The organism is Pararcticibacter amylolyticus (genome assembly GCF_003130405.1).
GTDB classification, from domain to species: domain Bacteria; phylum Bacteroidota; class Bacteroidia; order Sphingobacteriales; family Sphingobacteriaceae; genus Arcticibacter; species Arcticibacter amylolyticus.
In genome coordinates, this window is the sequence record NZ_QEAS01000010.1 from 206,484 (window position 1) to 218,518 (window position 12,035).

General features: G+C 48.0%; 7 protein-coding genes. All 7 read right to left on the reverse strand.

The window, feature by feature from the left end; all coding sequences use genetic code 11:
• Positions 1-2,600 (reverse strand): DUF4961 domain-containing protein (locus DDR33_RS13615; protein WP_109416391.1); only part of this gene is annotated, 2,600 nt, incomplete at its 3' end.
• 106 nt (positions 2,601-2,706) lie between these two features.
• Positions 2,707-4,056: an MFS transporter gene (locus DDR33_RS13620; protein ID WP_109416345.1), complete on the reverse strand. Its 1,350-nt coding sequence runs from the start codon at positions 4,054-4,056 to the stop codon at positions 2,707-2,709.
• Between the two features lie 26 nt (positions 4,057-4,082).
• On the reverse strand, positions 4,083-5,894 hold the full coding sequence (locus tag DDR33_RS13625; RefSeq protein ID WP_238387798.1) for an alpha-amylase family glycosyl hydrolase: 1,812 nt from the start codon (positions 5,892-5,894) through the stop codon (positions 4,083-4,085).
• Between the two features lie 17 nt (positions 5,895-5,911).
• Positions 5,912-8,236 (reverse strand): glycoside hydrolase family 65 protein, encoded by a 2,325-nt coding sequence (locus tag DDR33_RS13630; protein WP_109416346.1) that lies wholly within the window; start codon positions 8,234-8,236, stop codon positions 5,912-5,914.
• Between the two features lie 90 nt (positions 8,237-8,326).
• Complete coding sequence (gene pgmB / locus DDR33_RS13635) at positions 8,327-8,977, reverse strand: beta-phosphoglucomutase (RefSeq protein WP_109416347.1); 651 nt, start codon at positions 8,975-8,977, stop codon at positions 8,327-8,329.
• A gap of 1 nt (position 8,978) precedes the next feature.
• Entirely contained in the window at positions 8,979-10,832 is a 1,854-nt protein-coding gene (locus tag DDR33_RS13640) for a glycoside hydrolase family 13 protein (RefSeq protein ID WP_109416348.1), read from the reverse strand.
• Between the two features lie 137 nt (positions 10,833-10,969).
• Positions 10,970-12,019, reverse strand: coding sequence for a SusE domain-containing protein (locus DDR33_RS13645; RefSeq protein ID WP_109416349.1), 1,050 nt, complete (start codon positions 12,017-12,019; stop codon positions 10,970-10,972).
• Between the last annotated feature and the right edge of the window lie 16 nt (positions 12,020-12,035).

Here is a 12,035-nt window from a genome sequence, read left to right on the forward strand (position 1 = left end):
TATTTCTCCCTTAAGGGAGAAATACTGTAAAGATGGTATTCCCCTGGAGCGAGCGTTGCGGTATAAGTTCCTCCGCTTACGCTGATGGTCTGATTGCTGAAGTTGTCTCTCCAGGTACCGGAGGCGGGGAATGGAATAGTTGCCTGCTGCTGTACAACATCAAAATTACCCGCCACTACTACATTTTCAGAGGCGCTCTTCAGCACGATGTATTTTACGGCACCGCTTAATTGATATTGAAAATCGGTTGTTGAGAATACCGGATTATAGCGCTTGAACTTAATGATTTTGGAGAACAGGTTATACAAAGCTTTCCGGGCTGTGTTGGTTCTGTATTCCCAATGCAGAGGTTTCTCTCCTGTGCGGCCGCTTTGTTCGATCGAAATATCATAGCCGGTTTCACCGAACTGCCACAGCATTTTAGGGCCGGGGATGGAGAACAGGAAAACCGATGCAAGCTCCTGCCGCTTTAAGGCCGTGGTCAGATCCTTGACATTATAAGTACCGGAGGAGTTGCCATACTGAAGATTTTTGAACATCAGCCGCTCTTCGTCATGACTTTCCATGTAGGTTACCAGGTTGTAAGGAGTTGTAAAATTATGACGGTCATAGAAAGCCCTGGAGAAATCTGAATTGCCGACATAGCCCATCGTCGCTTCGTTGAAATTATAATTGAGGTTGTTCCAAAGCATCATGCCCTCATCCGACAGTTCCTTCTCCTCCCTGTCATCGGCAAAATGTTCGAGGATAACGTAGAAATTGGGATCGAGAGAATGCATGAAGCTGTTATATTCTTTCCATATCGCGATGCGGCCCGCATCGTAGGCACTCCAGGCTCCGACAGCCGACTCGGCCGTGCCGCTGTTCTTTTGTGTAAATCCTTTGGACAGGTCAAACCTGAAGCCGTCTGCCTTATATTCCTTCATCCAGAACTCCAGCACCTTCTTCACGAAATATTTCGTCGCCGGGCTCTCGTGATTGAAGTCGTACCCCACATTGTAGGGATGCGTAGGCGTGGCATTGAACCAGGGGCTGCTGGCCGCTGGTTTCCCTGCCGGCTGATCAAAATAAAGCTGTACCATGGGCGATTGTCCGAATGAATGGTTTAACACCATATCAAAGATGACGGCAATTCCGCGCGCATGGCATTCGTCAATCAGTTGTTTCAGTGCGTTCTTCGTCCCGTAGTACTTGTCGGGGGCAAAATAAAATGAAGGATTATAGCCCCAGCTGGAATTCCCTTCGAACTCGGTTACCGGCATGAGTTCGATCGCATTCACTCCCAGGTTAGAAAGATAGTTTAAGGTATCCTTCAGGGTGGTATAGTTCCGGGCAGCAAGAAAATCGCGCAGGTGCAGCTCATAGATCACCAGGTCCTTTTTCTCCGGCCTCGTGAACTGAGATGTTTTCCATGAATATGCGGGCTGATTGCCCTGCATAATACTGACGATGCCATTGGTCTTTCCGGAAGGATAAGCTTTCAAAGAAGGATACGTACCGGCGGGGATAAAAGAATCGTTCTGAGGGTCCAGTACCTTCTCCGAATATGGATCTGCAATTTTCAGGCTCCCGTCTACCCAAAACTGATAGGCATATTCCTTGTCAGCATCAAGGTTGTCTGCCTGAACCCACCAGCGGTTGCCGTCAGGCGTGCGGTTCATAAAATAAGCGGCTTCCGCCTTCCAGTCATTGAAATCCCCCAGAAGATAGACATACTGTTTTCCCGGTGCGTAGAGGCTGACAATAGCGGAGCGGCCGTTGTTGATGAACGTAACTCCATCTTTTGCCCCCGCAGGGAGTTCAGCTTCGCGAACAGTGCTATTGACAGTAAAGGAGAATGAGGCTTCAGCCGTAGTCCCCCCACCGGAAGCGGTCACTTTTACCTCCTGCGTTCCCGAACCGGAAACAGTGATTTTCCCTGCTATTTTCGCAGCATTGGATACCCGGGCAAAGCTGTTTCCATTGAGACTGAGTGTGAGGTCCGCGCTTTGGGAAGCTGCTGCTGTAACAATGAGCTCCGAACCGGCTAGACGTACCTGTACGGCAGGTGCCGCAGTGTACAGAGGTTCAAATTCAGGGGTGAGAAAACGAACGGCCAGCTTGTTACTCTCCGTAACCGGCAGATAAATATCACTGTTATCTTTATTTCGTGCAACCTTGCTCCCATCCGCATTCTTAAAAAGCATCACAAGCTTCAGGATCTTTTCGCCGGCAGGAACATTGAAAAAGCTCCTCGGACTAATGCCTATTTTATAGAGGTTATCCCCCACGGGGGTCATTTCCGAAGCAGGATCTGCACTGTTAAAAGATGGGCTCTTCACATATTTCCAGTCACCGGGCCCTGTGCTTTTATCCGTTATAACGCCAGCATAGAGGTACACTTTAGCGGAGGTCCCCTTCAATTCTCCATTCCCTTTCGAAGCGTCGAATGTGATCGTCACGGCATCCTCGCCATTCGGAAAATAAGGAGCCCAGGTAAGAAGTCCGGACTCTGCTTCCTCTATGCCTGTATCCGGATCACTTGTATCAACGGCATCTTTCTTCCGGCAGGAAGTAACTAAAAACAAAGGGAGCAGAAAGAAAACAAATATCTTTTTCATAGCGATCGGAATAAGTGAGCAAGCCGCAGCCAATGCCTGCAAGCAAGCTCAGGGGGTTTTGTGAATCAGAAAATTACAGACCTTGTTTATTGCCGCTGCAAGAAATTCAGCCTTCCTTCTTTATATGATCTTTTACATTCAGCACGGAGATGGCGCCCAGGATCATGAGAACACCGGCCATCACAATCGCATAGATCGCCTGACCTGCAAACAGATGCTTGACGATCATTCCACCAAAAAATCCGTTGACGATTTGAGGAAACGTAATAAAGAAATTAAAGATCCCCATATACACCCCCATTTTTCTTGCGGGAATAGAGCCGGATAAAATCGCATACGGCATAGCCAGGATACTTCCCCAGGCCAGCCCAATCCCAATCATCGAAAAGATGAGCAATTGAGGATTGCTGATGAAATAGATGGAAAGCAGGCCCATTCCACCTGCAACTAAAGAAAATGCATGGGCCATTTTACGGCTGGTAAGCCTTGCTATAGACGGAAGCATCAAAGCGTACAGGGCCGACACTCCGTTGTAAATACCAAACAGGATTCCCACCCAGTTTCCGGCGTCTGCGAAGCGGACCGACGAGGTATCACCGGGAGCAACATGATAAATATGCTGTGCAATAGCAGGGGTAGAAAACACCCACATGGAAAACAAGGCAAACCAGGAAAAGAACTGCACCAGTCCCAGTTGCTTCATGGTAAGAGGCATCTTCGAAAAATCCGTAAAGATCGAAAGCAGGCCTTTCGCTTCTTCATCAGGCTGCTCCTCGTCTGCATGAAACTTCGCCCGTTCTTCTGGAGAATATTCTTTCGTGGTGACCACTGTCCACAGCAGGGCAGATGCAAGTACTACAGCTCCCGCATAAAATGAATAGATGACATTATCCGGAACATGTCCGGGCGCCGCCGTTTTGGATACGCCGAAGTACTCAGAAAAGATATAAGGCAGCCAGGAACCCAGTACAGCACCGGCACCGATCAGGAAAGTCTGAACAGAAAAGCCAACGCTTCTCTGGCTTTCAGGAAGATTATCCGCCACAAGGGCCCGGAAGGGTTCCATGGCCACATTAAATGACGCGTCCATAATCATCAGCAGCCCTGCACCCACCATGATGGGGGGAAGCAGACTGGCGAGCACAGCAGAATTCGGCATAAAAATGAGGGCCAGCGCTGCCAGCAATGCGCCGGTAAGAAAGTAGGGTCGTCGTCTTCCGAGGCGGGTCCAGGTACGGTCGCTGTAATGTCCGATGATCGGCTGCACGATCATTCCTGTAATAGGAGCCGCAAGCCAGAAAAGAGACAGATGTTCTACATCTGCACCAAATGTCTGAAGGATGCGGGAAGCATTGCCATTTTGAAGTGCAAAACCAAACTGGATGCCGAAAAAGCCAAAACTCATATTCCATATCTGCCAGAATGAAAGCCTGGGTTTTTCAATAGTACTGTTCATATAATCGGTGTTTACTGGTTATCGTATTAAAATTTGTAAATCGCGGCACCGCTGGCGGAGACCGCGACCGGAATGCCTGTCGTGAAATCCTCTACCGTAAAAGAACTGCCGGACAATACTTCCTTTACCTTCAGCGCTTTACCATCCGACCGCTTTATGCCGGAGAGAATCGTATCCGGAAGAACGATGTGGGTTTTCAATACTTTCGCCCTGTCGAAATTCGCCACGACCAGCACCCGTTCCTTTGCAGTGTAACGAAGATAAACATACATTCTTCTGTTCAGATCTTTCCCTCCTGAAAGTTCAAGAAACTTACCTTTCGCAAGGGCTTCATCTGTGGCACAGAAAGTAAGAAGGGTTGAATAAAATGCTCTCAGCTTTCGCTGATCTGCCGACAGCCGGCCACCATCGAATGCTCCTCCGTTCACCCATTTCTGGTGTTCGGGCACTCCCCAGTAGTCAAATATCGTCGTCCGGTTGTCCTCTCCTCCAAACCCTTCTTTTCCCTTACCCGGTTCGCCCGACTCCTGACCGAAATACACCATGACGGGCCCTCCGGATAAAGTAGCCGAAACGACCATTCCGGGCACTGCATACCATGGATTTCCTGCAAAGCCCGCAGAAGCAATCCTTTCTTCATCATGGTTTTCCAGAAAACGCAGCATTCGGGAAGGAAAGTCCCTGCTCTCCACCTGAGAGACATAGCTGATGTCTTTCACATCCGCTTTCGCCTCATTCCGGATCAGCCTCTTTAAACCATCATAAAGACCCACCTTGTCGTAGAGGTAATCAAACCTGCCTTTTGTCAGATAGGTCTTGTATTCCTTCGGATTATAAGCCTCTGCAATAAAGACCAGTTCCGGCTTTCGCTTCTTTACCTGCGGGATTACCCAGTTCCAAAACTCCACAGGAACCATCTCCGCTACATCGCACCTGAAGCCATCCACATTTTTCGATGCCCAGAACACCAGGATATCCCTCATCTTATTCCATACCGGAGGAACCGGGTTAAAGTGCTTTTTCTCCCCGTGCTGGTAATCTATACCATAGTTCAGCTTAATAGTCTCCGACCAGTCACCCAGCCCGGGCTGATCAGAGAACACATTGTTACCGGTCGCCCTGGCAGGATTTTCATCGAACTTGCCATCCTTCAGCGGACTTTTAAAGTTATCTCCTCCTGCGTTAGTGCCTTTGGGCACGACAAACGGCTTTCCGGGGATATAGTAAAAGTCATTCTTTGGATCAAAAGCCTTCGACTGATCGTCATCTGCTCCAAAATCATGAACACCGGCAGGTTTAGCATCCGAGTGATAGGTACGGGCAACATGGTTGGGAACAAAGTCTATGATCACCTTCAGCCCCTTTTCATGGGTCCTTTTAACCAGTGATTCGAATTCGCCCATCCGGTTCTTTACATCAACTGCCAGATCAGGATCAACATCGTAGTAATCCTTTATGGCGTAAGGAGAGCCCGCCCGGCCTTTTACAATATCCGGATCATCGGGGCGGATACCTGAGGCCGAATAATCGGTCATGGTAGCATGCTCAATCACGCCGGTATACCAGACATGCGAAATCCCCATCTTTTTCAGTTCATCCAGGGCTTTATCCGATATGTCGTTGAACTTACCCACCCCATTCTCTTCCTTCGAACCATAGTATTTGTTCGTTTCGTTCTGGTTGCCGAACAATCGTACCATCATCTGGTAGATGACGATCTTGCCGCTATGTCCCGGAGCTGATGATTTCATATTCTTTCTTCCTGAGCCTGCGCCTCCGCAGGCACTCAAAAATAGTGCAACGACGGCCAAAACGAGCGGATATTTTTTTACTGCCATACCTAATACTTGCTGGTTTATACCTGGTATTTTCCGTATTCAGCGAACACCTCTTTTCCCCCGGCCACTTCAAAGGCATTTCCAAAAACGTATACTGTAACATTTTTTTTGGACTGGTTACTTAAAACAACCGAGTCCCTGTTGATCTTCACATTCAGGATACTTTCCCGGAACAGGATGTTAAAGGAGAACGACGTCCATTGTCCCGGCAGGAAGGGTCTGAAATGAAGAGCATCGTTCTTTACTCTCATCCCTGCGAAACCCTCTACTACGCTCATCCAGGTGCCGGCCATGGATGTAATATGCAGCCCGTCTTCGGTGTCATTGTTATAATCATCCAGGTCGAGCCTTGAGGTGCGAAGGTAAAAGTCATACGCACGCTTCTCGTCCCCAAGCTTTGCCGCTAATATCGAGTGCACGCAGGGGGAGAGAGAGCTTTCATGAACGGTACGAGGTTCATAGAAGTCGAAATTTCTCCGGATAGTTGCCTCGTCGTACCGGTCTTCAAAGAAATAGAGTCCCTGTAATACGTCGGCCTGCTTGATAAAGACCGAACGCAGTATCCTGTCCCAGCTCCACTTCTGGTTCAATGGCCTGTCTGCCTGGTCAAGATCTTTCACCAGCACCTGCTCCTTATCCAGGAATCCATCCTGCTGAAGGAAGACGCCGTACTCCGCACTTTCCGGAAAATACATGTTCGCGGTAATATGCCGCCAGGCCGGGATTTCTTCTGACTCATCGAAAGCCATTTTCGAAATAAGCTCTTCATACCGTTCAGGAGAGGCCCGCTTCACATATTCCAGGGCTTCTACCGCATAATCCATACACCAGCTGGCGATAGTGTTGGTGTACCAGTTGTTGTTTACATTATTTTCATACTCATTGGGGCCGGTAACTCCCAGCATCACATACTTATGCTTCTCTTCGCTCCAGTTTACCCTCTGGCTCCAGAAACGTGCAATTCCCACCAGCACTTCCAATCCGTAAGCCGCCAGATAGTCTTTATCTCCTGTATACCGGATGTAATTCCAGATCGCATAGGCGATTGCCCCGTTACGATGAATCTCTTCAAAAGTGATCTCCCATTCATTATGACACTCCTCCCCATTCATCGTCACCATAGGATACAGGGCCGCTCCGTTCTTAAATCCCAGTTTAGCCGCATTTTCAATCGCTTTTTCCAGGTGCTTATACCGGTATATCAGGAGGTTACGGGTAACCTCAGGCGGAGCTGTTGCCAGGTAAAAGGGCACACAGTAGGCTTCAGTATCCCAGTAGGTAGAACCTCCGTATTTCTCGCCTGTGAATCCCTTCGGACCGATATTCAGCCGGGCATCCTCTCCTGTATACGTCTGGTTCAGCTGGAAAATATTAAAACGGATACCCTGCTGTGCAGCAGCATCCCCCTCTATCACAATATCACTTTCCTGCCATTTCAGTTCCCAGGCTGCAGCCTGTTCCTGCAGCATCTTATCAAAACCTTTGGAATATATCCGGTCCAGTGTTTTCTTACATTCGGATACCAGCACTTCCGAAGGATAATTCTCTGAAGAAAGGTTTGCCGCGTACTTGCAGACCGTTATGGTCTCTCCCTCACTGACGTGGACCGTTACTTCACTTGCTGCATATTTCTCTCCTGTAAGAGGACGGATTTGATATTCCGGTTCGCCCCTATCGGAGCTGATGCTGAATTTCATTCCGGTACAAACTTCGAAGCCCGTTTTCTTTGTACGCATCAGCACAATTCCCAGGTGGTCATCTGCCTCTTTATGAACTTCATCCCAGAATTTCTCATCGTAGTTGGAGTCCTGGTTTTTCACATCTCCGTTAACAGCGGGGGTAATCTTGATGCCGGCACTGAAATTCATTGGAGTTAGCGAATAGGAGATGGCCCCTGTTTCGTCGTCAACAATACTGCAAAAACGCTTTGATAGCACTTTTAGCTGCTTACCTCCGCTCAGTTCAGCCACAAAAGACCGCTCCAGGTAACCTTCCTTCATGTGCAGCACGCGGCGGAACTCCCTCACGGTGCAGCTATTCAGATCAAGTATCTCCTCCCCTATCCGGATCCCTGTCTCAATCCAGTTGGCTGCATTCAGAACCTTTGCAAAATATTCGGGATAGCCGTTTTTCCACCAGCCCACACGGGTTTTATCGGGATAATAAACGCCGGCTACATAGTTACCCTGCAAGGATTCACCTGTATATGTTTCCTCAAAGTTGGCACGCTGCCCCATTCTTCCGTTACCCAGGCTGAAGATGCTTTCAGATATCTTATTCAGGTGAGGATCAAAACCTTCCTCTATTATCTTCCACTCGTCAACTTTTATATAATTCTTCATCAGACGCAAACTTTTGGATACCGAACAGGACGCACGGTTCTCATGGAACCCATCCCCGCTCTTTATCCTGTTATTAATTCTCTAAACGCTTTATAAATGATATAACAGATCTGTACTCAACTCGTAAAGACCCTTCACTACCAGGTCTGCATCATGAAGTATTTCGGGAGACCCAACCCCTACCACTTTCATGCCTCCTGCTTTTGCAGCCTCAATCCCGGCCACTGCATCTTCAAACACCACACATTGATGAGGCGCGGTATTTAACGCTTCAGCTCCCTTTAAGAATACCTGCGGATCAGGCTTAGAGGCAGTGACACTGTTCCCATCCACAATGGCATCGAAAAGAGACAGCAGCCCTGTTCTCTCCAGGATGAGACCTGAGTTTTTACTAGCCGATCCCAGCGCCGTTTTCATACCTGCCGCCCGCACCTCTTCTAAAAACTCTCTCGCTCCCGGCAATACCTCTTCAGGCTGCATACTGCTGATCATGTCTACATACCAGCTGTTCTTACGGGCAGCCAGTTCGGCTCTCTCTTCTTCTGTTTTTGTTATCCCGGCCCATTCGAGGATCAGCTCAAGTGACCTGACCCGGCTTACTCCCTTTAATTTTTCATTTTCCTCTTCCGTGAAGTCGAAGCCTAGTTCATTTGCAAGACGCTTCCATGCACGGTAATGGTAGACGGCGGTATCAACAATTACACCGTCAAGATCAAATAAACATGCTTTTATATCCGACATACTATTTTTTTAACTCGAGTACCCATGTGGTTTTTGCCGGCACCGTCAACTGGGTGAACGAAGGCAGGCTTTCCCCGGAGACGATGTTTACAGCAGCATTAAAGCCAGCCGTACGCTCGTTGAACCTCGCTATTTTCAGCGTTTCTTCTTTATCACCGGTATTCATGATGACCATTACGGTCTTATCTGTATTGTACCTGAAATACACATATACCCCGTTTTCAGGGACGTACTGCATCAGCTTTCCTGTTTGCAGCACTTCATTATTTTTACGGTAATTGGCCAGCGTGCGGACATAGTTGAATGCATCGTTCTCACGTTCGGTCCTGCCGTCCGGCCTGAACTTATTTACCTTATCTCCCGGCCAGCCTCCTTTGAAATCCTCCCGCACAAGTCCATCCGGATTAGAAAAATTTTTCATCAGGATCTCCGTACCATAATACATCTGCGGAATCCCGCGGGTGGTGAGCAGCCAGGCGATCCCGGACTTATATTTATTCAGGTCTTCTCCAACTACCGAATAAAAACGGCTCAGATCATGGTTGTCAAGGAACATCACATTCCTTGTTGCATCCTGGTACACAAAATCACTGGCCGTAGTGGTATACAAACGGGTTACACCTTCGTCCCAGCCGAACTTCCCGTTGAGGGTCTCATTGATCGCCCAGAGACTTTGAAAGTCAGTCACACCCGGCAGCCCGGTATCAAAGCCCCGGTTAACGGTATTCCCCTGGGTGAAGAACACCTGGTTGGGCACTCCATGCACCCAGGTTTCGGCAAAGAATGTGAAGCGGGGATACTCCCTTTTTATTTCCTTTGCCCACTCAGCCATAAATACAGGATCGTTATAAGCGTAGGTATCCAGCCTGAAGCCGTCAAGCCCGGCAAATTCGATCCACCAGATATGACTTTGTGTGAAATATTTCTTTACATAGGGATTCGCCTGGTTCATATCAGGCATATGGACATCAAACCAGCCATCGGTCATCTGTTTCTTCTCTGATTCTGCAGCATAAGGATCAAAAAGAACCTGGTCGCGGAAAGACGACTTGGTATAGGAAGGCCATTGATGGATCCAGTCTTTTGAGGGCAAATCTTTTATCGTCCAGTGCTCACTTCCAAGGTGGTTATGCACCAGGTCCTTTATCATTTTCATTCCCCTGGCATGGCATTCATCTACCAGCTTCCTGTAAAGCTCGTTAGTGCCGAAGCGGGGATCAATCTGATAGTTCTCCGTATTGGCATAGCCATGATAGGAGGTTTTCGGCTGATCGTTTTCAAGCACAGGATTAAGCCAGAGCGCCGTCACCCCCAGGTCTTTCAGGTAATCGAGATGATCGATGATGCCCTGAATGTCTCCTCCGTGACGGTAATACATCGAATCGCGGTTCAGCGCAGTTTCCTTCATCCCCTTTATCACATCGTTCTTCTTGTCGCCATTGGCAAAGCGGTCGGGCATGATGAGATAGATGAAATCTTTGCTGGTTACGCCCTGGATCCTGTTGGGGGAAGTATCGCGGGCTTTGAGGGTATAATTATAAGAAAGTCTTTTCTGCCCTTTTTTGTTAAAACTGATAGAAAATGTTCCGGGAGCTACGTCAGGTGAAAGCTCTAAATCAAGAAACAGATAATTAGGGTTCTCAACTTTATTGACTCCCTTAAGTGTCACTCCCGGATAGCTGATACTCGCTTCCCTGTCAGCAATATTTTTTCCATGGACGATTAGTTGAAGTTCCGGATTTTTCATCCCTGCCCACCAGAATGCAGGCTCCACCCGTTCAAGAGCAGGAATTTGCCCGGATACAGCGGCACTTATAAAAAGATAAAATACTGCCAGTAAAAATTTAGATCGCATAACAGTTTTAAGTTATAAGTTGTACGTTATAAGTACAGAGTGCAGAATGTTCTTTTCATCCTGAAGATTACGTTTCCATACGTTATAGCTATCCGGTTACTGCACGATATCAACCGGGCAGTAACCGGAAGATCTTATTAAACTTTCTTTAATTTATAGAGATAATAACCGGGGTTACTCAGGTCTAAAGTAATCTGGTAAGATCCCGGCTCTGTAATCTTTAAGTTACCCCCTCCGGCCTTTAAGAGTCCTTCCTCTGCTCCTGCTCCATAATTCAGATCCCAGCTACTGTTGGCTCTGAATTTCATTTCTCCGGCAGAAAGGGTTAGTGTGGCCTTCCATACCCTGGCAGCGGCATCATAAGTAAGCGGTTTATCAACGTCCCAACTTCCGGCAGCATCCCCAATAACTCCCCAGGTCACTTTAAGGGCCGACCATTTAAGGGTGCCGGTATTAGCTTTCAGATAATAATACCCGGCTCCGGAAATCTGCAGGTTGCCGCCATCTGTGCTAAGGGTGCCTGTGGTCGCACCTGCTCCATAATTGGTATGGCTCCAGTCCCGGGCACTTGTGAATTTAAATTCGCTTGAAGCATCGGGGAAATTAATATACCCCTCATACTCAGTATTGCTTTGCGGAGAAGACACTTTAAGGGCAGTCGGAGGATCCCATCCCTGGTAGCTACCTGCCACATACAGGGATGGATACTCAGGTACATCCCGGTACGGCGTGGCTGTAATGTTCAGCACATTTGAATAGGCAGGGGTGGTATTTGAAGCTAAAGTCGATTTTAAGCGAAGTTCGATATTAGCAGGTGTCCCCGGAGCGAGCTCAAGCTTTGTCAGCATTGCATTGAATGCTGATACGGTAAATACTTTGCTTGTGCCGTTTACATCGGTAATTACAGGAGACGCAAAGTTCTGTCCTTTTATATCTGCCTCGATGGTATATTTAACGATGTCCGACTTATACTGATCGGCTGACCAGGTAAGAGCATAAGCGTCCCATGAAAATGTAACTGCATTTTCGGTAGCGTCATCCTGACTTAGTACCAGGGTAGAAACAGAAGATTTTAACGCCGGAGGATCTCCCGCACGGACAGTGATCCTTTCTTCATCCTTTTTACAGGAAGCCAGAATCAGCAATACGGCCCCCAGCAGTACTATTTTGTTATACAGAGTTTTCATACGAAATAGTTTTATC

What these genes read in the sequence shown, in the direction of transcription:
- DDR33_RS13620 (WP_109416345.1), bottom strand. Translation starts at nt 4,056, where the DNA reads ATGAACAGTACTATTGAAAAACCCAGGCTTTCATTCTGGCAGATATGG.
- DDR33_RS13625 (WP_238387798.1), bottom strand. Translation starts at nt 5,894, where the DNA reads ATGGCAGTAAAAAAATATCCGCTCGTTTTGGCCGTCGTTGCACTATTT.
- DDR33_RS13630 (WP_109416346.1), bottom strand. Translation starts at nt 8,236, where the DNA reads ATGAAGAATTATATAAAAGTTGACGAGTGGAAGATAATAGAGGAAGGT.
- pgmB (WP_109416347.1), bottom strand. Translation starts at nt 8,977, where the DNA reads ATGTCGGATATAAAAGCATGTTTATTTGATCTTGACGGTGTAATTGTT.
- DDR33_RS13640 (WP_109416348.1), bottom strand. Translation starts at nt 10,832, where the DNA reads ATGCGATCTAAATTTTTACTGGCAGTATTTTATCTTTTTATAAGTGCC.
- DDR33_RS13645 (WP_109416349.1), bottom strand. Translation starts at nt 12,019, where the DNA reads ATGAAAACTCTGTATAACAAAATAGTACTGCTGGGGGCCGTATTGCTG.